A 21,276-nucleotide genomic window follows, 5' to 3' on the forward strand; every position below is an offset into this window, starting at 1 on the left:
GCGATAAAATGGCGATGGTTAATGATCACTATCTGAAAGCAATCCCACGCTGCAGGTTAAATAGGCGAAAATATAAGATTTCTCTGCAAAATCAGCCATTCATAGGTCAATAACTTGAACCCGTAGCATTAATATGGATAATACCAACCCGAAGCAACGGAATGCGCTATTAACTCAGTTGGCAGAGTGGTTGGTTTTAAAATGCTTTTTTGGCTACAAAATTGATAGACGCGGGTTCGAGTCCTGCATAGCGCGCCAGCTTCCTTTCGTGAACTGTTACCGTAAAGTGCACCCGGGTTGATTTGCACTATCGGCTCCTTATTGGGTTTTTCGGGTGTGCTTTGCCGTAACCGTTTCCTCTCCTTTCTTTATGTTTTCTTCTGTTCCATCGATCTTTGCTAAACTGTAATCAGGCAGGTATGCTGCCCGGCAACAGGGAGATCGCTATGTCTGAGTCCGATCAACTGCAGGAATTATTGCAACGCGTAGCGGCACTTGAAGCCCGCGAACAGTCGCTGACCGCCGCCTCCAATGCCTATCAGGCGATTATCACTACCATGCTCGGCAACCTGGAGAAACAGGACCGTGACAAGATTATTGCGATGATCGACCAGGCGCATGAACTTGCCTATGCTCGCGCCATTCAGCGCTGCAATGAGCCGCAAAAGCAAAAAATCAAGCAGGCTGACGATATCGCTCAGCGGATGTTTATGTTTGCCCAAGGTAAAAACTCCCTGCAACGTTAGCCAGCACAGGTATAACAGTTGTCGATTTTAAATTGCATAACTGATCTACCTGGGCAAACTGTACCTGTGTTAGTTTGAGGAATGATTATTGATAGCAATAATGTCCCCCAGGCATAAGGTTGTAGCGATGGACGCGATTAAAAGCATCTTGGTAAAAGAAATCGAGCGGATCAATCGGCAGGAAGGGCGCGACGGCAAGCTGCGTTTTAACAGCGAATTTGCCCGCGATCACCGTTACCTGTGCCTCGCCATGTTTGCCGGCTATTTTGCCGTGATCGCCGTGATGTATCAGGTCCCCTACATGGGTTTCATCTCCTTTTTGGCTTTTACCGCCTTCGTGTTGTTCATGTTCGCTATGCTGCTGATTGAAATCAAACCGGTGTATCGTTTCGAGGACATCGGCGTGCTGGATCTGCGCGTATGTTATAACGGCGAGTGGTATTTCACTCGCGCACTGTCGCCGCAGTCGGTGAAGGCGCTTTTGGATGAGCCGTCGATCGGTGCTGCGATGAAAACCCGGATGCAGGAAATCATCGCCAATAAGGGCGAGATTGATTTCTATGACGTTTACGATCTGGCGTATTCAAAGAAGCCACAGGATGAGCAGCCGCAGGTGGCGGTGCTTAACTGAAGGGTTTCCGCCTGCGCGGTTGTCGATTATACTCACGCATTGAAGCCCGTTAAGCGTGAGGAATTTACGATGAGTGATGACATTTTCGATTTTGATATCGATGCCGAATTGGCGCAAGCAGAAGAGAAAGCGGCGCAGAAAGTCAAAGAACTGCCAGAAATCCTTGAGGATGAGGCGGACTGCGAAGGCTGCAAGATCTGATTGCCATCGTTAATAAAGAACCGCTGCGGCGGTTTTTTTATGCCCAAAATCCGTGTTTCAGGCAAAAAAAAAGCCCGTTTCAGGCGGGCCAACACTTAAGTAGTATGAGGGTTTATTTTTATTACCGACTGCGCTTAGCATACGCGTAATGGTCGGCAAGAGATGTGGGCGTATTGTAACAAAATAGTTGTTGTTGTGTTCCCGTGTTACGCCCACCAGGTCAACGATTAATCCAGCACAAATCCCCAAATCAGCAGCGCCGCCACGGTAACCAGGCAGAGCGTGGAGACGGTTATCAGTATTTTTCCCAGAATGTCTTTTTCTTGTTGCTGCTGTGCCACGTTAAAATTATCCAATTAAGAGCCTGTGGACCAAATCGGCGATACCCAGATCCAGCACTATGACCGTCAGTGCAATCCCCAGCATGGCTGATAGAAATCGAGTTTTACTGTTCAAATCAATACCCATCACCGCGATGCAGTGTTCCCAGAGTAAAGGTTAAACCGCCGGGGCTGAACGCCCGCTTTTGATAATTACAGAGTTTAAGAACCTTTCCAGGACCATAAGTTCCGTCTGTTTTGAGGGGGCCGCTGCGTGTGTTGCTCCGCAGCGGCTGGTGATGCGGAAAAATCAGTCAGTAACAATTCTTACGCCAATTTTACTGATGGCGTTGCCATCCATTTCGGCGATGGTCCAGGTCAGACCATCCCATTCTACCTGGTCGCCGACCACGGGCTCGCCGCCAATCAGTTTAAGGACGAATTGCCCCAGTGTTTGTTGTTCGTCCACGCCTTCCTGCAGGTTAAGCCCATACACCTGTGAAATATCGCTCAGGCGTGCGTCCGACTGCAGGATAAAGTCACCGAAGAAACGCTCATCCATGGTGACCACCGGCGCCTGGCTAAACAGTTTGCCCAGCACCGGTAAGTCATGTTCGTGGCCGATAACGCACAGAATGTCATCTTCACGCAGTCGCGTACTACCGCTGGGGTGCAACAACTCTTTGCCACGGAACAATGCGGCAATGCGCGTGCCCGGCGGCATTTTCAGCTCACGCAGTGCAGCACCCACACACCAGTTTTCTGACGACAGCTGATAAACAAACTGTTCCCATTGGTTTTCAGGGTGTACGTCCAACCCAACCCGCGAAATTGGCGCCAGTGCCGGCGGCACGATTACCTTGGCTTTCTTCGCGGCGAACGACAGCGTGGTGCCTTGCAGTAACAGTGAGACCAGTACCACAAAGAAGGCCACGTTGAAGAACAGCTGAGCATTCGGCAATCCGGCCATCATCGGGAAGACGGCCAGAATGACCGGCACGGCACCGCGCAGGCCAACCCATGAGATAAAGCTGCGTTCACGCAGGGTAAAACTGCGGAACGGCAACAGCCCGATAAACACCGAAAGCGGTCGGGCGAACAAAATCATCCACAGCGACAGCAGCAGGGCAGGGATGGCGATAGGCAACAACTCGTGCGGATTGAGCAGCAGCCCCAGCACCAGGAACATGCCGATTTGGCTCAGCCAGGCCAGTCCGTCGAAGGTCTGGACAATACCGTGCCGGTTGCGGATCGGGCGATTGCCCAGCATCAGGCCGCACAGGTAGACCGCCAGAATGCCGCTGCCGTCCAGCGCGGTGGTCAGGGCAAAAATCAAAATGCCACCGCTGACGGCCAACAGCGGATACAGGCCTTCCGCCAGTTTTATGTGGTTGATTAGCGTCAACAGCAGCCAACCGCCGCCGAGGCCAAAGACAATCCCCATGCCGAACTGCTGCAGCAAATGGAGCGGGAACATCCAGCTCAGCGTGGTTTCGCCGGCGGAGATCATCGCAATCAGGGTGATGGTAAGAAACACCGCCATCGGATCGTTGCTACCGGATTCGATTTCCAGCGTGGCGCTGACGCGGTCGTTAAGCCCTTTACCGCCCAGCAGTGAAAATACCGCGGCGGCATCGGTAGAACCGATAATGGCGCCAATCAGCATGCCCTGCAGCAAGTCGAGGTTGAACAGCCAGGCGGCAGCCAGCCCGGTAAGCCCGGCGGTGATCACCACGCCGACGGTGGCGAGGGAAAGTGCCGGCCAGAGTGCCACGCGGAATGAGCTGACACGGGTGCGCATACCACCGTCCAGCAGGATCACGGCCAGTGCCAGGTTACTGACCAGATAGGCCACAGGGTAATTGCTGAAAACGATACCGCCAGGGCCATCGACCCCCGCCAGCATGCCGATAGCCAGGAAGATCACCAGAATGGGGATCCCCAGGCGTGAGGAAAATGAACTGAGAAGAATACTTGCTCCCACCAACACGGCACCGATGATGAACAAACTGTTAATGGTGCTGGCATCCAAAATAACGTTCTCCTGCAGGCTGGGGGAAAGGCGTTGCGCGCGGGCGCAGATACCCCATGATGATAGCCTGTTTTTTAGGTAAAACGCCAAGGCTGATTTACAAAACAGTTTGGCATTTATTGTCATTTAAGAAGGAAAGCGTGAGGAAGTGGGGATAAATCGGTGAACTTCTTACTTTTATCTATATTTATCAGCTTGCTGTGGTTCTGTCCTGACAATAAATCTCAATTTCCATTGCGATGGTGGAGGAAAAACCATTAAACCCCCGTCAGGAGGCTTAATGGTTTGCAGGCGTGGTGTGATTAATGATCGAGTGATTGCAAAGCCCGCTTGATCAGCTCGGCAGCCAGTTTGCGTTCTGACTCCGAAATACCGTCAAGGTTAAGGCTGGAAAGCTCGGTGACCAGAATACTGCGGTCCTTGCCGCCGATCGACGCATCCAGTGCGGACAGCAATCGGCCAAGAATTTTTAGCAGGGTGGCGTTTTCTGGTACGGCTTCCGGAGCCGAAGTGTCTTTATCAGTCATTAAAAATCCTCTCTGTCGTGACGGAAGGGAGATACTGCAAACATTGTCGTAATGATAGCGACAACGCCGTCCCTCAGGGTTCATTGAGCCCAATCGCTACCGTAAGGCAGGGATGTGGATTTCCACTTATGCGTTGTAGTTATAACAACTAGCGGCAATATGCTCCAGCATAACTTTGCCTTAACTTTCACCTTCAGGGTGAGCAATGTGTGCTCAGTGGCTCAAATAGGCTGAGGTACGGGTATGCGAAATCATGATATCGGTTAAGGCGTACAGACGTATGACAGCAAACGGCCCAGCATACTGGGCCATTGGCTTATTGCGGTTTTCCGGAGAACAGGAACCGCAGCAGGGGAATGCGTTTGTGCAGCTCATATAAGACGAAGGCACAGGAGAAGACAAACACCAGGCCGAGCACGAAACCCAGCAGATTATTGTCGATATACGGCGTCACAAAAGCGCCATATATCAAGGTCAGTGGGTGGTGCACCAGATATATAAAGAGCGATGCATTGACCAGATAAGTGATTCGGGGTGAGTGATAGTTCAGCAGGTTATGTCCGAATGAGAAAACCACGTTCGCCATCAGGATCCCCAGCAGGGTTTTGATCACCACTTCCAGCTCGAACATATAGCTGCTGTGGGCCAGATACTTCTGATTTAGCATGTAGGCAATGAACAACAGCAGCGAACCGAGCAGCGACCAGAGTGAGGGTTTGAGAAAAATCTCTTTCAGCCACACATACTTAAAGGCGTAAGCACCCAGGATGAAGAACGGCAGGTAGAACATGGTCTCCATCACCACGAAATTGAACAGGCCATTGGAGAGTAAATGCGGTGCGAAAATTAAAATAATGCGGTGCGCGGCCGAATAGAATAAAGCATAAATAAGAAAGAGCAGTGAGATATTTCCTAATCCAGTCATTTTATTTATTGGATAGGGAAGGGTATTGCTTTTAATCGCCTTGATTTTTTTGAACAGATAAAAACAAAGGGTGGTCAGCAATGTCAGGGTTAATAAAAACCACAGATGAGAAACCAGTTCCCAAACTGTGACATTTATTTTCTGATAGAGCGAAAAATTTTCCCAGCCGTTTAATTTATCGGTGAAGTATTTCAGCATGAAAAACTGTGGCACCGTAATTAACGGGATCGAGCTCAGCAGCGGGATCGCCACCCGTTCCAGCCTGACCTTCAACCACTTATGGCGCTCATAGCGCTCGTAGAGCATGTACGAGAAGTAGCCGGAAATCACGAAGAACACCTGCATGCGGAAGGCATGGATGAAGTCGTTCAGCACCGTTAGCGAGAAGGAAGGCGTAGCGCTGTTTACCGCCCAGGCGTGGCTGGAATAGATCAGGGACAGATGAAAAGGGATGCCGAGCAACATCAAATAAGCCCGGATCGAATCGAGGAAAAACTCTCGTTGGTTGCTGCCTTTAGTCATAGGTTACCGCTGGTGATTTTATCGAATGGTCATTAACACGCTTAATAAGTCGGCAATGGTTAAATCGAACCTCAAACCCTACTATAGCGTTTCACATTTTTCCATAGCGTCTTGTTGCGGGGCTTGCTACGCTGGTGTTTAGTCAGCTGCTTAAACTATGAGCCATAAACATGAACCATCCATTTATCATGTTGTCGGAAAGCTGAATAATCCATTAATATGGATTTAAATGATTTGAGCACACGAATAGGGGGGGATGTGCTAGTTAATATATTATCCAAGAAACCACGCGCCGCGAGCGTACGTTGGTTAGGTGCGACCGTATTGTTCACGCTGTTTACTTCGCCGGCATGGGCTTTTTCTATTGATGATGTGGCCAAGCAGGCACAGGATCTGGCAGGAAAAGGCTTTGAGGCTCCGAAGAGCAACCTTCCTTCTCAATTCCGTGAGATGAAATTCGCGGACTATCAGCAAATTCAGTTCAATCACGATAAAGCCTATTGGAGCAAGCTGAAAACCCCATTCAAGCTTGAGTTTTATCATCAGGGGATGTACTTCGACACGCCGGTGAAAATCAATGAAGTCACCTCGACCACCGTGAAGCAGATTAAGTACAACCCGGACTACTTCAACTTTGGTTCGGTGAAGCACGATCCGGATTCGGTAAAAAACCTCGGCTTTGCCGGTTTCAAGGTGATTTATCCGATCAACAGTGCGGACAAGAACGACGAAATTATGAGCCTGCTGGGCGCGAGTTACTTCCGCGTGGTGGGTAAAGGGCAGGTTTACGGTATTTCCGCACGTGGCCTGGCGATTGATACTGCATTGCCGTCCGGTGAAGAGTTCCCGCGTTTCCGCGAATTCTGGGTTGAACGTCCGAAGCAGGGCGACAAACATCTGGTGATTTACGCGCTGCTGGATTCACCGCGTGCTACCGGGGCTTACCGTTTTGTGGTCTATCCGGGCCGCGATACCACGGTGGACGTCGAGTCTAAAGTGTTCCTGCGCGACAAGGTCGGCAAACTGGGTATGGCACCGCTGACCAGCATGTACCTGTTCGGGCCAAACCAGCCTTCGCCGACGCTGAACTATCGTCCGGCGCTGCATGACTCTAACGGTCTGTCTATCCATGCCGGCAACGGCGAATGGATCTGGCGTCCGCTGAATAATCCGAAGCACCTGTCCGTCAGCACCTATCAGGTCGAGAACCCGAAAGGTTTCGGTCTGCTGCAGCGTGGCCGTAACTTCAAGGATTACGAAGATCTGGACGACCGTTACGATCTGCGTCCAAGCGCCTGGATCGAACCGCGTGGCGACTGGGGCAAGGGGAAAGTTGAGCTGGTGGAGATCCCAACGGCGGATGAGACCAATGACAACATCGTGGCCTTCTGGACTCCGGACGTGTTGCCGGATGCCAAAACGCCGCTGGCACTAAACTATCGCCTGCATTTCACCCGTGACGAAGACAAACTGCATTCGCAGGACATTGCCTACGTCAGCCAGACCATGCGTTCTACCGGTGATGTGAAGCAGTCTAACCTGATCCGCGAGCCAGACGGCAGCGTGGCATTCCTGGTTGACTTCGTTGGCCCGGTACTGAAAGGTCTGGACGCGGCGACACCGGTTGCCGCTCAGGTGAGCATCGGTGACAACGGTGAAATGGTAGAAAACAATGTCCGCTATAATCCAGTGACCAAAGGCTGGCGTCTGACGGTGCGTCTGAAAGTGAAAGACGACAAGAAGCCGGTAGAAATGCGCGCAGCGCTGGTCAATGGTGATAAGACCCTGTCGGAAACCTGGAGCTATCAGCTACCTGCCAATGAATAAGCCTACTCAACTTGCCCAGGATTATCTTGCGGCAATGCCTCTGACTGCTCAGCAGTCAGAGGCGCTTAAACCCCAGCCGGGAGCGGATGACGCCCAGGCACTGGAGGCGCTGCATCGCAAGATGGGCGCCGCCGATGCCAACGTCAATACGCTGTCGGCGGATGACGTGGCGCTGGCCTCGGTCAAGGCGCGTATCGAAAGCGCCTGGCCAGATGCGGTCAGCGACGACGATTTTGACAATGACGTGGAAGGCCGCAGTATTCTGAAGGCCACGCCGCCGATTAAACGCACCAGCATGTTCCCGGAAGCCTGGCGCACCAACCCGGTGGCGCGCTTCTGGGATTCTCTGCTGGGGCGCTCGCCGCACAACCGTCATGCTTCCAAAGAGGAAGCCGCCGCGGAAAACCGCTGGCGCGTGGTCGGTTCGATGCGCCGTTATGTGCTGTTGGTGCTGATGCTGGTGCAGACCGGTATCGCTACCTGGTACATGAAAACCATCTTGCCATATCAGGGCTGGGCGCTGATCGATCCGCTGGCGATGCTGGACCAGGATCTGATGCAATCGGTGCTGCAACTGCTGCCTTACGTGTTGCAAACCGGCATTCTGATCCTGTTCGCCATTCTGTTCTGTTGGGTATCGGCCGGGTTCTGGACCGCGCTGATGGGCTTCCTGCAGTTGCTGATCGGCAAAGACAAATACAGTATCTCTTCCACCATCAAGGGCGATGAGCCAATCAATCCGGCGCACCGCACCGCGTTGATCATGCCGATCTGTAACGAAGACGTCGAACGGGTGTTTGCCGGCCTGCGTGCGACCTATGAGTCGGTTGCCGTCACCGGTCAGCTCGAACATTTCGATATCTACGTGCTGAGCGACAGCTACGACCCGGATATTTGCATGGCGGAACAGAAGGCCTGGATGGAACTGTGCCGTGACGTAGAAGGTCATGGCCGTATCTTCTATCGCCGCCGTCGTCGCCGTGTGAAACGTAAAAGCGGAAACATCGACGACTTCTGCCGTCGCTGGGGTGGCGAGTACAGCTACATGGTGATCCTGGATGCCGACAGCGTGATGAGCGGTGAGTGTCTCACCGGTCTGGTGCGCCTGATGGAAGCCAATCCGAACGCCGGTATCATCCAGTCTGCGCCGAAAGCCTCAGGTATGGATACGTTGTATGCTCGCGTGCAGCAGTTTGCTACCCGCGTTTACGGGCCGCTGTTTACCGCCGGTCTGCACTTCTGGCAGTTGGGTGAGTCGCACTACTGGGGTCACAACGCGATTATCCGCGTGAAGCCGTTTATCGAACACTGTGCGCTGGCACCGCTGCCGGGCGAAGGCTCCTTTGCCGGTTCCATCTTGTCGCATGACTTTGTGGAAGCCGCGCTGATGCGCCGTGCCGGTTGGGGCGTGTGGATTGCTTATGATCTGCCGGGCAGCTATGAAGAATTGCCGCCGAACCTGCTGGACGAACTGAAGCGTGACCGTCGCTGGTGCCACGGTAACCTGATGAACTTCCGCCTGTTCCTGGTGAAAGGCATGCACCCGGTGCACCGTGCGGTGTTCCTGACCGGCGTGATGTCATACCTGTCTGCACCGCTGTGGTTTATGTTCCTGGCGTTGTCCACTGCGTTGCAGGTGGTGCATACCCTGATGGAACCGCAGTACTTCCTGCAGCCACGTCAGCTGTTCCCGGTCTGGCCGCAGTGGCGTCCTGAACTGGCGATAGCGCTGTTCTCTACCACTCTGGTGCTGTTGTTCCTGCCTAAGCTGCTCAGTATCGTGCTGATCTGGGCGAAAGGTGCCAAGGAATACGGTGGGGGCGTGCGTCTGTTCCTGTCAATGCTGCTGGAAATGCTGTTCTCGGTGCTGTTGGCACCGGTACGTATGCTATTCCATACGGTGTTCGTGGTCAGTGCCTTCCTCGGTTGGGAAGTGGTGTGGAACTCTCCGCAGCGTGACGACGATGACACGCCATGGAGCGAAGCCTTCAAACGCCACGGTTCACAGATGCTGCTCGGTCTGGTTTGGGCCGGTGGTATGGCCTGGCTGGATCTGCGCTTCCTGTGGTGGTTGTCGCCGATCGTGTTCTCGCTGATCCTGTCACCGATCGTTTCGTCTCTGTCGAGCCGGGCGACGCTGGGTATCAAAAGCAAGCGAGCCAAACTGTTCCTGATCCCGGAAGAGTACTCTCCGCCGCGCGAACTGCTGGCGACCGAAGAGTATTTGCAGCTTAACCGTGAACGTGCTCTGGCCAATGGCTTTATGCACGCGGTGGTTAACCCGTCGTTCAATGCTTTGGCGGCTGCGCTGGCGACCGCGCGTCACCACCTGCGGGGTGCTATCGAGCACAATCGTGAAGAGCGGGTGAACGAGGCATTGCAACTGGGGCCGGAGAAGCTGGTGAAGGGCAAACGCCTGGAGCTGTTAAGCGATCCCGTTGCGTTATCGCGCTTGCATCAGCGTGTTTGGTTACTGCCGGAAGGGGCCGCCTGGCGCGAGCACTACCAGCAACTGCCGCACAATGAACGGGCTCATCCGCAGGGTCAACGTTAAGCCTTGACCGGGTAGCCGAAACGGGGAATGCGCATTGCGTGTTCCCCGTTTTTTTTGGCGCTTCGCTTACGCCATGCTGACAATCTGAATAGAAAAAACTATGTTAACATTCGCGGCGGGCGTTGTTTACTTTCAGAACAACCAGGATCAAGAGTCAATTTGGTGAATCTTTCTGCTTTTCTTCGGCTGGCATTATTGGCAGCAGGCGTGACGCTGTTAACCGGCTGCGGCAGTATTATCAGCCGCACAGTACCGGGTGCCGGCCACGGCCATCAATATTACCCGGGTGTGCAATGGGATCTGCGCGATACGCCCTGGCGTTATGTCACGGTGATCGATGTGCCGCTGTCGATGGTGGTAGATACCTTTATGCTGCCGTTTGATGCGCAGCACGGGCCTTACGAATAAGCCTGGTCCCGGGTGGCAAACACCAGCAGTTGGTATCCATGCGGGCCGCAGTGGAAGGGAGCCAGCACCGTCATCTTCAATCCCTGCTGATGGGCCGCCAGTGAGTGCGGGTTGCTGTCGTCAATAAACAGAGCGCCAACGTCGAATTCCTCCCGGGTGTGTGCCTTGACGGCGGCGAACAGTTGCTTCAGCACGCTTTTGCCACGCCAGGCGGTATCCAGACACACCGGGCCATACATAAACACCCGCTGTTCATTCAACGGTTGCCCGTTGAACGACTCGCCGGCAAGTTTTTCCAGCATGGCATCCACCACCGGCGGGCGGGGCTGCGCGTCCGTGGTCATCAGGCAAACAAAACCGGCCAACGCCTGATCTTCAACTGCCACCAGAATACCCAGACCCTGGTTAATGCGGGTTAATTGGGCTTCGTTCATACTCGAAACAATAAAACCCTGACGTTTCTGGCTGTCGCTTAAATTGGCCGGGGTATTTTGTGTTTGCAGCTGCAGAATGGCGGGGTAATCCTCGGGGCGTGCCTGGCGGATAATCATGATGCCTCTCTGAAAATGATGGGGAGTTTATGGGCGGGAAGTTTCGCTCCCGCCCGCTATCATTCAACGTTCATCCCACTCGTCGGCGGCGGTTTGGCCCTCTTCGGTATCCAGTGGGGGATCGAGTTGGAAATCCCCTTCTTCCCACTCGTGCAGCGTGTTTTCCTCGATCCATTCGGCGCTGATTTCGACTTCGTCATAATCACCGTCGAAAATGGCCTGTGCGGCGGCACCGCTGCGTAACGTCAGACACTCGACCGATTCCCCTTCTTGCTCAAAGAACTCGGCCTGCCACAGGATATCACCATCCTGCATCACGTACTTTTGCAGATTGAACTGTTGTGGCACCGGCGGTTGATCATCGTTACCGCTTTCGGCGGACTCAATAAATTCCTCGCGCGCTGCTTCAATTGCTTCTTCCAGGGTTGCATACAGGCTCATGGTTATCTCCAGTAGTGAGGGTAACGAAAGGATTTTGGCCGTGCCAAAACGCCATGACTGACATCAAAAGTAATTGTTGCTGTACTGGCGCAGGATGCAAATTTTTTTGTTGTCCGTTTCGCGACGATGGTTGTCCGCCAGGCGGGAGCAGGTCATCTTCCGGCAGGAAATAATAAGGCATCGCTTATGACAGCCCAGGAGATCGCCATGTTAGCCAACCCTTCAATCAAATATCGTCCTTTCCCGCCGGTGGTATTGCCGGAGCGTCAATGGCCCGGTCGTACCCTGCAGCAGGCGCCGCGTTGGTGCTCCAGCGATCTTCGTGATGGCAATCAGGCGCTGGCGGAGCCGATGGATAACGACCGTAAGCGCCAGTTCTACCAACTGCTGTTGCAGTGTGGGTTTAAAGAGATTGAGGTGGCGTTTCCTTCGGCGTCGCAAACCGACTTTGATTTTGTTCGCTCATTGATTGATGAGCAACTGATCCCGAACGACGTCAGCATTCAGGTCTTGACCCAGTCGCGTGATGACCTGATCGATCGCACCTTTGAGGCATTGCGGGGGGTGCCACGAGCTATTGTGCATTTGTATAACGCCACCGCGCCGATGTTCCGTGAAATTGTGTTTAAGCAGGATAAGGCGGCAACGGTGGCGCTGGCAGTCAACGGGGCGCTGCGTATTCGCCAGCAGTGCGAGCAGCAGCCGGAGACTGCCTGGACCTTTGAGTATTCGCCGGAGACCTTCTGCTTTACCGAGCTGGAGTTTGCGTTGGAAATTTGCGAAGCGGTAGCGGATGTCTGGCAGCCTGGCCCCGGGCGGCCGATGATCATCAACCTGCCGGCGACGGTAGAAGTCAGTACACCGAACGTTTACGCCGACCAGATTGAATGGTTTTGCCGTCGCTTCAGTCAGCGAAATCGGGTGACAATCAGCGTGCATCCGCATAACGATCGCGGTACCGGAGTCGCCTGCGCCGAACTGGCGATGCTGGCCGGCGCCGATCGGGTGGAAGGCTGCCTGTTCGGTAACGGTGAGCGCACCGGCAATGTTGACCTGGTGACGCTGGCGCTCAATCTGTATACCCAGGGTATTGCGCCGGGGCTGGACTTTAGCCAGTTGAAGCAGGTGGTGGAGGTGGTCGAGCAATGCAACCAACTGCCGGTGCACCCACGTCACCCTTATGCCGGTGAACTGGTTTTCACCGCCTTTTCCGGCTCGCATCAGGATGCGATCAAAAAGGGGTTCGCCGCCCAGCAGCAGCGACAGGATGGCCTGTGGCAGGTGCCTTATCTGCCGCTCGATCCGGCGGACGTCGGCTGCAGTTATGAAGCGGTGATCCGGGTTAACAGCCAGTCGGGTAAAAGTGGGGCGGCCTGGCTGCTGGAACAGAACCATGGATTGTCGTTACCCCGCGGGCTGCAGATTGATTTCAGCAAAGTAGTGCAGCGATCCACCGACGGCAGCGACAAAGAGATGACCACCGCCGAGTTGTGGCGGCTGTTTCGCGTCAGTTATGGCCTGGTCGAGCAACCGCGCTTGCAATTGCTGAGCTATCAGACCGAGAGTCACAGCGTCGAGGCCTACAGCTTCAGTGCTCGGGTGTTGTTCGAAGGGCAACAGCAGCGGTTGCTGGGCGTAGGGAACGGCCTGTTGTCCAGTGCCGTGGATGCGCTGCGTCAGAGTTTTGGACTGAATCTGGCGATAGAGGACTACCACGAGCATACATTAGGGCATCAGAGCCACAGCCGCGCCGTAGCCTACATTCGTTGTACGCTGGCGCACGGTGAGGCGGCTTATGGCGTGGGCATCGACGTCGATTCCGCCAGTGCCTCGTTGCAGGCACTGTTCAACGTTGCCGCACGTTATTTGGCGAAATAAGCACTGGGCGCGACGCCGAGCAGGCGACGGAACATGGCGCTGAAAGCACTGGGGCTGTCGTAACCCAGATCCAGTGCCACTTCCAACACCGAATGCCCGGCGGCCAGCGCGTTCAATGCCGCCAGTAACCGGGCACGTCGCACCCAGTCACCAAAGCGCAGCCCGGTCTCACGCTGAAAGCGCCGTGACAGCGTGCGGCCACTGACATTGATGTAACGGGCCGCCTGCTCCAACTCCCAAGGGTGTGCCAGCGATTGCTGAATATGCCGACACAGTGTCAGCAGCGCCTCAGTGCGCGGCTCGGGTAGATTCAGTGGCAAAATAGGCAGCACGCGCAGCTCATCCAGGATCAGCTCCATGATCCGCTCTTCACGTCCTCCGGTGGGGTAGTCCGCCGTAATATCCATCGCACAGATAATCAGTTCGCGTAGCAACGGGGAAACCTGCACCACTTCACAACGTGCCGGCAGATCGGCGCGCGCCAGCGGATCGACCAGCAGAGCTCTTGCCGCGACCTTGCCGGTGATGCGCAGGCTGTGCTCAACCCGTGCCGGCAGCCAGACGCCGCGCCCTGGCGGGACCACCCAACTGCCCAGACGGGTATTGACCTGCACCACGCCACTGAGGCTATGAATCAATTGCGCGCAGTCATGGTAGTGGGGCGGCTCGAAGTCGCCGTGCTGGTAATCTTTGGCAATCGGTACAATCGACCGGTTGGCGGGCACAGCGTCATGGAAAAGCAGCATTGTTTGGGGCATCCCCAGTCTGCGGAAAGTTATAACGGCAGCATGCCATGCTGAAACCTTTCGCACCAGCCTATGGTGCGGTGGGGAAATATAGTTTATAAATATACAATATATTATTTTATAAACTATATGGAGGGGTGATGGATATCGACAGCATGCGGCAGGCGGCAGCGCAGGCCGGAACATTACTGCGGACGCTGGGCAATGAGGATCGCTTACTGTTGCTGTGTCAGCTCAGCCAGGGCGAGATGTCGGTAGGGGAATTGGCTCAGGCGTTGGCGATCCGCCAGCCGACACTTTCACAACAGCTTGGCGTATTGCGTCAGGAAGGGTTGGTAGCCACACGCCGTGACGGCAAACAAATTTACTACGCGGTCAGTGATGAAAAGGCGCTGGCAATACTGGGCATCCTGTATCAACTCTACTGCCCAAAACCGGTAGAGACACAATGACCATTGACTGGCTGCATTTTACGCCGTTATCGGCCCTGGCTGGCGGAGGGATTATTGGTATCGCGGTCACGCTGCTGCTGGTGTTTAACGGCCGTATTGCCGGCATCAGCGGGATTACCGGGGGGTTGCTGACGCCGCGGGGCAAAGAGAAAGCCTGGCGGGCCGCATTTCTTGTCGGGCTGTTGGTATCGCCCTGGCTGTATGGTATTGGCGCACCCTTACCGGCAATGCCAGTGAGTGGCAGCAGCCTGTGGCTGATCGTGGCCGGATTGTTGGTGGGGGTGGGTACCCGGTTGGGCGGCGGCTGTACCAGCGGCCATGGCGTTTGCGGTACGGCAAGACTGGCACCGCGTTCGCTGGCGGCCACGGCGGTATTCATGCTGCTGGGCTTTGCCACGGTCTGGGCAGTTCGTCACTGGGTGGGAGGCTAACACCATGTTCAGATACCTGTTTGCTTTACTGAGCGGTGCGATTTTTGGCCTTGGCCTGATCGTTGCCGGTATGGCCAATCCGGCCAAGGTCTTGGCATTTCTCGATATTACCGGCCATTGGGATCCGTCGCTGGCATTGGTGATGGTGGGGGCAATTGCGGTGGCGGCACCGGCGTTTCTTTGGGCTCGCCACCGACAGCGCAGTTTGTTGGGGGAGGAGATGCAGATCCCAACCAACCGTCGTCTCGATGGTCGTTTACTGGCAGGCAGCGCGTTGTTTGGCATTGGCTGGGGCATGGCGGGCATTTGCCCTGGGCCGGCCTGGGTACTCGCCGGGGCGGGCTCTTCGGCGGGCTGGCTGTTCGTGGCGGCGATGCTGGTGGGCATGGCACTGTATGAAATCATTATGATGCGGAGAAAATAATGCCGATAGCTAATGCGGTACTGCGCATTGCGCGCCCGACCGATCGTCTGCAAGAAATTGCGGCTATGTACTGTCAGGGGCTGGGTTTCGAACGGTTGGGCGAGTTCGACGATCATCAGGGTTTTGACGGCGTGATGGTCGGGCACCCACAGCACGGTTATCACCTGGAGTTCACTCACCATCGTGGCGTCAAAGTGGGGCAGGCGCCGACGCAAGATCATTTACTGGTGTTTTATTTACCGGATGAAGCGGACTGGCTGATGGGATGCCAGCGAATGCTGGCCGCCGGTTTTCGGCGTGTCGCCGCCTACAACCCTTATTGGGACACCAGCGGACAGACGTTCGAGGATCTGGACGGTTACCGGGTGGTGTTGCAACAGCGGGTCTGGGATGCATAAAAAAGCCAGCGCACCGGGCGCTGGCTGAAGGGTAAACGAAACAGTAATCAGGCGTTGGCAGCCGGTTTCTGTGCGCTTTTGCCCTGAGTGTTTTCCATCATGCGGCGGATCGGGACGATCAGCAGGGTCAATACTGCGGCGCAGATCAACAGCGCAATTGAGCAGCGTGCGAACAGGTCAGGCAGCATACCCAGTTGGTCGGCTTTCACATGGCCACCGATCAGACCGGCCGCCAGGTTACCCAGCGCGCTGGCGCAGAACCACAGGCCCATCATCTGGCCACGCATTCTTTCCGGCGCCAACAGGGTCATGGTCGCCAGGCCGATAGGGCTAAGGCACAGCTCACCCAGCGTCAGCATTAAAATACTGCCGACCAGCCACAGCGGAGACACGCCCGCGCCGCCGTTGCTCAGCACGTTCTGCGCAGCCAGCATCATCAGCCCGAAGCCCGCAGCGGCAAACAGAATACCGATAACGAACTTGGTGATGCTGCTCAGACGGATTTTGTTACGCGCCAGTGCCGGCCATGCCCAGCTAAATACCGGTGCCAGCAGGATGATAAACAGGGCGTTGATCGACTGGAACCACACCGCCGGGATCTCGAAGTCGCCAATCATACGGTTGGTATAGTCGTTGGCAAACAGGTTGAACGAGGTCGGTTTCTGTTCGAAGGCTGACCAGAAGAAGGCCGCGGACACCAGTAGGATGAAGCAGACCAACAGGCGGGCGCGTTCTTTACGGCTCAGGCCGGCAAACACGAACAGGTAAATGAAGTACAGGGTGACTGAGGCGGCAATCACGTAAACCAGCGTACTGGCCACGGCGACCGGGTTAATCACGATGATGCCCTGGGCAATCAGGGTGATAATCACCGCCGCACCGACGGCCAGCGCAATCAGCCAGGCACCGACGCCGTTTTTCTTGGCGACCGGGCTGTTCCAGGTGGAGTCCAGGCCCACTTCGCTGTCATAGCGTTTCATCGCCGGGACGGCAAAGACGCGGAAGATCACCAGCGCCACCAGCATGCCGATACCCCCGATACCGAAGCCCCAGTGCCAGCCGTGGGAACGGATCAACCAGCCGGAGATCAGCGGGGCGATAAACGAGCCCATGTTGATGCCCATATAGAACAGCGAGAAACCACCGTCACGGCGGTTGTCGCCTTTCTTGTACAGCGTACCGACCATCACCGAGATACAGGTTTTGAACAGGCCGGAACCCAGCACGATAAACATCAGGCCGATGAAGAACAGGTTGTTGCCCATAAAGGCAGACAGCGCGATCGACAGGTGGCCGAGGGCGATCAGAATCGAGCCGTACCAAACCGCCTTTTGCTGACCCAGCCAGTTATCTGCCAACCAGCCGCCCGGCAGGGCAGCCAGATACATGCTGCCGGCAAAAATACCGACAATCGCCGAAGCATTTTCACGTGCCAACCCCATGCCGCCGTCGTAGACCGTGGCGGCCATAAACAGGATCAGTAATGGGCGAATGCCGTAAAACGAGAACCGCTCCCACATTTCGGTAAAGAACAGGGATCCCAGCGGATAAGGATGGCCGAAGAAGGTCCGGCTTTCTTGGTTATTAACAGAGGATTGCATAACGTCTTCCCAATAAAATGCGCCGCATTGATGCAGCTTATATTGTGGTATGTATGTGTATTTAAGGAAGGTGATCCACCCAGTGCGGATTACCCGACAAAACCGCAGCCGCAGCGCCCGTTAACCGTGGAAAGCGCGTCGGCCTTTTTTCACTTGGCCAATGCTTTACATTGGGCGTGATATTATTTAACCATTTGATAACTGGATGGTGGTTTTGTCTAGTCCCTGTATCCCATTTTTTAGATGAAAAGTCGACAAACATCTCCTTTCCTGGTTTTTATGTTGGTTACGGCGGGAATGTTATTGACAGGTGGTTTATTGCACTAAAAGTTAATAACTTTTTTAAAAACAAGCAATTGCATTAAGAATTATCTGATGAGCACTGGCTGAGGGATACTGAGGGGTATCAATACTAAAAGTAGGGTAAACGGGCCGTCAGCCCATTTAAGTGAGGGAACTGGTGATAAATACGGCTATTACTCTTCCTGCAGGGTGTCTTCCCTCATCCGCGCCGGTCGGCGTTGCAAACACCACCAGGAATAAATCGCGTTGAACAGCACCACCACGGCGGTGACGCAGAATACCGCGCGAAAGCCATAGCTGGCGGAGACGGCGGCACCCATCAATGGGCCACTGACGTTGCCTATATCGCGGAATGATTGGTTATAGCTGAAAATCCGCCCGGCTACCTGATTGGTGCAGTTATAGATCAGCAAGGTTTGTACCGCCGGCAACAGCGCACCGTCGGCCGCACCCAGCAGGAAGCGCAGTACGCCGAGTTGCCACGGGGTTTGCACAAAGGCCATCGGGATCAGCAATAGCACCGATACGATCAGCATAAACACCAAAATGCGCTCCGGGCCGATCCTGTCGCCCAGCTTGCCCAGCCGTGGCGCACTCATTAGCGCGGCGACGCCCGGCACCGAGGCGATCAGGCCACTGACAAAGGCCAGATTATGAATATTACCGGCCAGATCACGCACGTACAGCGTCAGGATCGGCGCTATGGATCCGGTAGCGACTTGAATAATCATGGTGGTGACAAACAGACTGAGGATCAGCTTGGGGCTCTTGAGCGCCGCAAACACCTGACGGGCGTGCAGCATGTCTTTTTTCTGCACCGGGGTGAATTGTTCTTTGACATACAGCAGCGTCAGAACAAAGCAGGCCAGCAGCACACCGGCGGTAATGTAGAACACCGGACGCAGGCCATATTGGTCGGCTAGCAGGCCACCAATCAGTGGCCCAATCAAGGCACCACTGACCCCGCCGGTGGACAGGGTACCCAGCGCCCAGCCGCTGCGATTGCGCGGCACCTGAGTGGCGATCAGCGCGTTGGCGTTGGGGATAAAACCGCCGAGCAGGCCCAGTACCGCGCGCAGCGCCAAAAATTGCCAGATATTCTGCGCCATGCCCATCAGCAGCATCACAATCGCCATACCCAGTGCCGAGCGCAACAGCATCAGCTTACGTCCGCGCCGGTCAGCCAGCCCGCCCCAGAATGGGGAGGCAATCGCAGAAAACAGGAAGGTGATACTGAAAACCAGGCCAGACCACATGTTCAGCGCCTGGTGGCCGGTGACGCCAAGGGTTTCTACATAAAGCGGCAGGAATGGCATGATCAGGCTGAAGGCGGCACCGGTGAGGAAACACCCCAGCCAGGTGACAAAAAGATTGCGTTTCCAGTTGATGGGTTCTGGTGCCGAAGCCATATTTTCCTGCTGCATAAGGTGGGGCGCTTTGCGGACGTGCACAAGCAAGGGGGCAAAGCAAAAAAGTTAGCCTGATAAGTATGCGCTTAATTATAGGCGGCATCAATTGATGTGGGGAGGGATAGACGGAAAATGAAATAAAGTTTTAAAAATAGAATATTGGCAGTATTCCGCGCTGTGCGCGCGGAAAATCGGCAGATTTAAAGCCCGGCGAGCAGTTCAAAACCACTGGCGGTGGTGGAGAGGGCGACATCGGTAATCTCATAGTGCGCTACGGCGTTGAAGGGATCCTGCGCGACAATGGCGTCCAGTTGGGCGCGATCTATGCCCTTCACCAGGATCACACCGCCGGTGCGCGGATTCTTACGGCCGGAGGCGATGAAGGTGCCGTCCTGGAAATATTTCTTCAGCCAGGTAATGTGCCCTTCAAGGTGGCCGTCGACTTCTGCTATCGGGCGGTGGTAGGTCAGGTTAACGATGTACATAACAACTCCAGGATTAGCGACGAAGGCTTTACCATCCCACCGTTACCGCCGATTCTCAAGATCAGCGGAATAAAAAACCCGCCGTGCGGCGGGTTAGCGGTCAGTACAGTGAGGGCTCGCCTTCCGGACGAGTTTTAAAGCGGCGATGCAGCCACATGTACTGATCCGGTGCCATCAGGATCTCCTTCTCCACCACCTTGTTCATAAAGGCTGCGGCCTCGAACTCATTATCCAGCGGGAAGTTTTCCACCGCCGGCTGCATGATCAGTTCGTACCCTTTGGCGTCCGGCAGGCGGCGTGGGGTAAAAGGAATAATCGCGGGTTTACCCATTCTCGCCAGTATGTAGCTGCCGGTGGTGGTGGCGGCTTTCTCCACGGCGAACAGCGGGGCGAACACGCTGCTGCGCGGGCCGTAGTCGTGATCCGGGGCGTACCAGATGATGTCGCCCTGTTTCAACGCGCGGATCATGCCTTTCACGTCTTTACGGTCCAGCATCGATTTGTTGGAACGCATGCGACCCCAGGTTTGCAGCCAGTCCATCAGCTTGTTGTCGTGCGGCCGGTAAACGCCGATACCTGGGTTATGAATGCCAAAGATCCGGGCACCGAGCTCCAGCGTCAGGAAGTGCAGGCCGATCAGCAGTACACCCTGATGGTTGTCTCGAGCCTTCTGAATATGTTCCAGCCCGCTGACCTGGAACCAACGCTCGATACGCCAGTTTGGCCAAAACCACGCCATGCCGGTTTCAAATAACCCCATGCCGACGGACTCAAAGTTCTGAACCACCAGCGCATCACGCTCGGCCTGTGGCATATCAGGGAAGCACAGCATCAGGTTACGCTGGGCAATCTCCACGCGGCGTCTGAGAAAACGCATGGAAAAACGACCCAGCGAGGTGCCAAGGCGATAGATAATCGGGTAAGGCAGCAAGACCAGCAGATAGAGCAAACCGATGCCGATCCAGGTAAGCCAGTAACGCGGATGCAGTAAAGAGCGATTAAAAGAAGGAACTTGAGTCATGTGTTCTCAGCTTAGAAGCAGTCATTTAATGATAATAACAGAATGATGGGAGGGCCAGTTCTGCACCGGAGCCTGGACCCTGCACGATTTTCTGCCGTTTATAACCGACTATTGTGGCATTTTTATCGCACAACGTGAAAAGGCACCGCATTAAAACATCATTTTTAATGATAAACGGATATAAGTTGGCCAATAATTCGACAGAACCGCTCTAAAGGATAAAATCCGTAAGCGACAGACGCGTATTATACCGCGCAATTATTCAGGGGGTTTTATGTTGGCATCATGGTTAAGTGCGGGACTATTGGTTACCGGGGCATTGCTGGGCAGCCTGGGGGCCCACCTGCAATTTAATCCGTTGCTGGCGGTGTCGGGCGTCGCCCTGTTGGCGGGGATCGTGATTTCCGGTTTTACCGAATGCCGGGGCGGGCGCTGAGCCTCAC

Annotated in this window: 23 protein-coding genes and 1 tRNA gene; 13 read left to right on the top strand and 11 right to left on the bottom strand. The window is 54.9% G+C overall.

Going from position 1 to position 21,276, the window contains the following annotated elements; all coding sequences use genetic code 11:
- The first annotated feature begins 163 nt into the window (after positions 1-163).
- From QOT07_RS09450 to QOT07_RS09465, 4 genes are all read left to right on the top strand, one after another.
- Positions 164-258 (top strand) — tRNA-OTHER (locus tag QOT07_RS09450).
- A 188-nt stretch (positions 259-446) separates the two neighbouring features.
- A complete protein-coding gene (locus QOT07_RS09455; protein ID WP_085116200.1) occupies positions 447-746 on the top strand; it encodes a hypothetical protein in 300 nt (99 codons plus the stop codon).
- 127 nt (positions 747-873) lie between these two features.
- A complete protein-coding gene (locus QOT07_RS09460) occupies positions 874-1,377 on the top strand; it encodes a YlaC family protein (protein WP_085116201.1) in 504 nt (167 codons plus the stop codon).
- A 69-nt stretch (positions 1,378-1,446) separates the two neighbouring features.
- Positions 1,447-1,578, top strand: a complete 132-nt coding sequence (locus QOT07_RS09465; protein ID WP_012006291.1) for a hypothetical protein — start codon at positions 1,447-1,449, stop codon at positions 1,576-1,578.
- A gap of 227 nt (positions 1,579-1,805) precedes the next feature.
- Here QOT07_RS09465 and QOT07_RS09470 read toward each other — a convergent pair whose 3' ends face one another.
- The 4 genes from QOT07_RS09470 to mdoC form a co-directional block, all read right to left on the bottom strand.
- A complete protein-coding gene (locus tag QOT07_RS09470) occupies positions 1,806-1,934 on the bottom strand; it encodes a hypothetical protein (protein ID WP_255408972.1) in 129 nt (42 codons plus the stop codon).
- A 274-nt stretch (positions 1,935-2,208) separates the two neighbouring features.
- Positions 2,209-3,930 (bottom strand): potassium/proton antiporter, encoded by a 1,722-nt coding sequence (locus tag QOT07_RS09475; protein ID WP_099061648.1) that lies wholly within the window; start codon positions 3,928-3,930, stop codon positions 2,209-2,211.
- A gap of 302 nt (positions 3,931-4,232) precedes the next feature.
- Entirely contained in the window at positions 4,233-4,457 is a 225-nt protein-coding gene (locus tag QOT07_RS09480; RefSeq protein ID WP_085116203.1) for a hypothetical protein, read from the bottom strand.
- Positions 4,458-4,773: 316 nt separating this feature from the next.
- Positions 4,774-5,904 (bottom strand): glucans biosynthesis protein MdoC, encoded by a 1,131-nt coding sequence (gene mdoC / locus QOT07_RS09485; protein WP_099061647.1) that lies wholly within the window; start codon positions 5,902-5,904, stop codon positions 4,774-4,776.
- Positions 5,905-6,162: 258 nt separating this feature from the next.
- On the opposite strand from mdoC, the gene QOT07_RS09490 reads away from it, so the two are divergent.
- The 3 genes from QOT07_RS09490 (at position 6,163) to QOT07_RS09500 (ending at position 10,693) form a co-directional block, all read left to right on the top strand.
- Positions 6,163-7,731 (top strand): glucan biosynthesis protein G, encoded by a 1,569-nt coding sequence (locus QOT07_RS09490; protein WP_176980288.1) that lies wholly within the window; start codon positions 6,163-6,165, stop codon positions 7,729-7,731.
- Entirely contained in the window at positions 7,724-10,285 is a 2,562-nt protein-coding gene (gene mdoH / locus QOT07_RS09495; RefSeq protein WP_283602981.1) for a glucans biosynthesis glucosyltransferase MdoH, read from the top strand. Before QOT07_RS09490 ends, mdoH begins: the two co-directional genes overlap by 8 nt.
- Before the next feature lie 162 nt (positions 10,286-10,447).
- Positions 10,448-10,693 carry a YceK/YidQ family lipoprotein gene (locus tag QOT07_RS09500; RefSeq protein ID WP_099065689.1) on the top strand — a complete coding sequence of 82 codons (246 nt, stop codon included), beginning with the start codon at positions 10,448-10,450 and terminating at the stop codon, positions 10,691-10,693.
- Here the strand turns inward: QOT07_RS09500 and QOT07_RS09505 are convergent.
- Both QOT07_RS09505 and QOT07_RS09510 read right to left on the bottom strand, forming a co-directional pair.
- Positions 10,684-11,244 (bottom strand): GNAT family N-acetyltransferase, encoded by a 561-nt coding sequence (locus QOT07_RS09505; protein WP_283602982.1) that lies wholly within the window; start codon positions 11,242-11,244, stop codon positions 10,684-10,686. The two genes, QOT07_RS09500 and QOT07_RS09505, sit on opposite strands and share 10 nt — an antisense overlap.
- A 63-nt stretch (positions 11,245-11,307) precedes the next feature.
- Entirely contained in the window at positions 11,308-11,685 is a 378-nt protein-coding gene (locus tag QOT07_RS09510) for a MysB family protein (protein WP_085116209.1), read from the bottom strand.
- A gap of 207 nt (positions 11,686-11,892) precedes the next feature.
- On the opposite strand from QOT07_RS09510, the gene leuA reads away from it, so the two are divergent.
- Positions 11,893-13,563, top strand: coding sequence for a 2-isopropylmalate synthase (gene leuA, locus QOT07_RS09515; RefSeq protein ID WP_283602983.1), 1,671 nt, complete (start codon positions 11,893-11,895; stop codon positions 13,561-13,563).
- Here leuA and QOT07_RS09520 read toward each other — a convergent pair.
- Complete coding sequence (locus QOT07_RS09520) at positions 13,548-14,309, bottom strand: AraC family transcriptional regulator (protein WP_085116211.1); 762 nt, start codon at positions 14,307-14,309, stop codon at positions 13,548-13,550. The genes leuA and QOT07_RS09520 overlap by 16 nt on opposite strands.
- A gap of 140 nt (positions 14,310-14,449) precedes the next feature.
- Here QOT07_RS09520 and QOT07_RS09525 point away from each other — a divergent pair, with 140 nt between their 5' ends.
- The 4 genes from QOT07_RS09525 to QOT07_RS09540 are packed head-to-tail and all read left to right on the top strand — an operon-like array spanning position 14,450 to position 16,014.
- Positions 14,450-14,761: an ArsR/SmtB family transcription factor gene (locus QOT07_RS09525; RefSeq protein ID WP_283602984.1), complete on the top strand. Its 312-nt coding sequence runs from the start codon at positions 14,450-14,452 to the stop codon at positions 14,759-14,761.
- A complete protein-coding gene (locus QOT07_RS09530; protein ID WP_262260875.1) occupies positions 14,758-15,192 on the top strand; it encodes a YeeE/YedE family protein in 435 nt (144 codons plus the stop codon). Before QOT07_RS09525 ends, QOT07_RS09530 begins: the two co-directional genes overlap by 4 nt.
- 4 nt (positions 15,193-15,196) lie before the next feature.
- Positions 15,197-15,616: a YeeE/YedE family protein gene (locus QOT07_RS09535; RefSeq protein WP_085116214.1), complete on the top strand. Its 420-nt coding sequence runs from the start codon at positions 15,197-15,199 to the stop codon at positions 15,614-15,616.
- Entirely contained in the window at positions 15,616-16,014 is a 399-nt protein-coding gene (locus QOT07_RS09540) for a VOC family protein (RefSeq protein ID WP_283602985.1), read from the top strand. The genes QOT07_RS09535 and QOT07_RS09540 overlap by 1 nt, the downstream gene beginning before the upstream one ends.
- Positions 16,015-16,061: 47 nt before the next feature.
- Here QOT07_RS09540 and QOT07_RS09545 read toward each other — a convergent pair whose 3' ends face one another.
- The 4 genes from QOT07_RS09545 to QOT07_RS09560 form a co-directional block, all read right to left on the bottom strand.
- Complete coding sequence (locus QOT07_RS09545; protein ID WP_099065683.1) at positions 16,062-17,615, bottom strand: peptide MFS transporter; 1,554 nt, start codon at positions 17,613-17,615, stop codon at positions 16,062-16,064.
- Between the two features lie 476 nt (positions 17,616-18,091).
- Entirely contained in the window at positions 18,092-19,327 is a 1,236-nt protein-coding gene (gene mdtG, locus QOT07_RS09550; RefSeq protein WP_261415783.1) for a multidrug efflux MFS transporter MdtG, read from the bottom strand.
- A 200-nt stretch (positions 19,328-19,527) separates the two neighbouring features.
- A complete protein-coding gene (locus QOT07_RS09555) occupies positions 19,528-19,812 on the bottom strand; it encodes a YciI family protein (protein ID WP_176980294.1) in 285 nt (94 codons plus the stop codon).
- A 100-nt stretch (positions 19,813-19,912) separates the two neighbouring features.
- The gene (locus tag QOT07_RS09560) at positions 19,913-20,833 is read right to left on the bottom strand and encodes a Kdo(2)-lipid IV(A) acyltransferase (RefSeq protein WP_099064821.1); all 921 of its coding nucleotides are present in this window, start codon (positions 20,831-20,833) and stop codon (positions 19,913-19,915) included.
- Positions 20,834-21,107: 274 nt separating this feature from the next.
- Between QOT07_RS09560 and QOT07_RS09565 the strand changes: the two genes are divergently transcribed.
- Positions 21,108-21,269: a histidine kinase gene (locus QOT07_RS09565; RefSeq protein WP_099064822.1), complete on the top strand. Its 162-nt coding sequence runs from the start codon at positions 21,108-21,110 to the stop codon at positions 21,267-21,269.
- Positions 21,270-21,276: the final 7 nt, after the last annotated feature.

The organism is Serratia proteamaculans, from assembly GCF_949794035.1.
GTDB lineage: Bacteria > Pseudomonadota > Gammaproteobacteria > Enterobacterales > Enterobacteriaceae > Serratia > Serratia proteamaculans.

Excerpts from the sequence above, each read along its gene's own strand:
- QOT07_RS09565 (WP_099064822.1), top strand. The coding sequence starts at position 21,108 with ATGTTGGCATCATGGTTAAGTGCGGGACTATTGGTTACCGGGGCATTG.
- QOT07_RS09480 (WP_085116203.1), bottom strand. The coding sequence starts at position 4,457 with ATGACTGATAAAGACACTTCGGCTCCGGAAGCCGTACCAGAAAACGCC.
- QOT07_RS09520 (WP_085116211.1), bottom strand. The coding sequence starts at position 14,309 with ATGCTGCTTTTCCATGACGCTGTGCCCGCCAACCGGTCGATTGTACCG.
- QOT07_RS09525 (WP_283602984.1), top strand. The coding sequence starts at position 14,450 with ATGGATATCGACAGCATGCGGCAGGCGGCAGCGCAGGCCGGAACATTA.
- QOT07_RS09560 (WP_099064821.1), bottom strand. The coding sequence starts at position 20,833 with ATGACTCAAGTTCCTTCTTTTAATCGCTCTTTACTGCATCCGCGTTAC.
- QOT07_RS09505 (WP_283602982.1), bottom strand. The coding sequence starts at position 11,244 with ATGATTATCCGCCAGGCACGCCCCGAGGATTACCCCGCCATTCTGCAG.
- QOT07_RS09545 (WP_099065683.1), bottom strand. The coding sequence starts at position 17,615 with ATGCAATCCTCTGTTAATAACCAAGAAAGCCGGACCTTCTTCGGCCAT.
- QOT07_RS09535 (WP_085116214.1), top strand. The coding sequence starts at position 15,197 with ATGTTCAGATACCTGTTTGCTTTACTGAGCGGTGCGATTTTTGGCCTT.
- QOT07_RS09455 (WP_085116200.1), top strand. The coding sequence starts at position 447 with ATGTCTGAGTCCGATCAACTGCAGGAATTATTGCAACGCGTAGCGGCA.
- QOT07_RS09540 (WP_283602985.1), top strand. The coding sequence starts at position 15,616 with ATGCCGATAGCTAATGCGGTACTGCGCATTGCGCGCCCGACCGATCGT.
- QOT07_RS09460 (WP_085116201.1), top strand. The coding sequence starts at position 874 with ATGGACGCGATTAAAAGCATCTTGGTAAAAGAAATCGAGCGGATCAAT.
- mdoC (WP_099061647.1), bottom strand. The coding sequence starts at position 5,904 with ATGACTAAAGGCAGCAACCAACGAGAGTTTTTCCTCGATTCGATCCGG.
- mdtG (WP_261415783.1), bottom strand. The coding sequence starts at position 19,327 with ATGGCTTCGGCACCAGAACCCATCAACTGGAAACGCAATCTTTTTGTC.
- QOT07_RS09510 (WP_085116209.1), bottom strand. The coding sequence starts at position 11,685 with ATGAGCCTGTATGCAACCCTGGAAGAAGCAATTGAAGCAGCGCGCGAG.
- leuA (WP_283602983.1), top strand. The coding sequence starts at position 11,893 with ATGTTAGCCAACCCTTCAATCAAATATCGTCCTTTCCCGCCGGTGGTA.
- QOT07_RS09555 (WP_176980294.1), bottom strand. The coding sequence starts at position 19,812 with ATGTACATCGTTAACCTGACCTACCACCGCCCGATAGCAGAAGTCGAC.
- mdoH (WP_283602981.1), top strand. The coding sequence starts at position 7,724 with ATGAATAAGCCTACTCAACTTGCCCAGGATTATCTTGCGGCAATGCCT.
- QOT07_RS09465 (WP_012006291.1), top strand. The coding sequence starts at position 1,447 with ATGAGTGATGACATTTTCGATTTTGATATCGATGCCGAATTGGCGCAA.
- QOT07_RS09530 (WP_262260875.1), top strand. The coding sequence starts at position 14,758 with ATGACCATTGACTGGCTGCATTTTACGCCGTTATCGGCCCTGGCTGGC.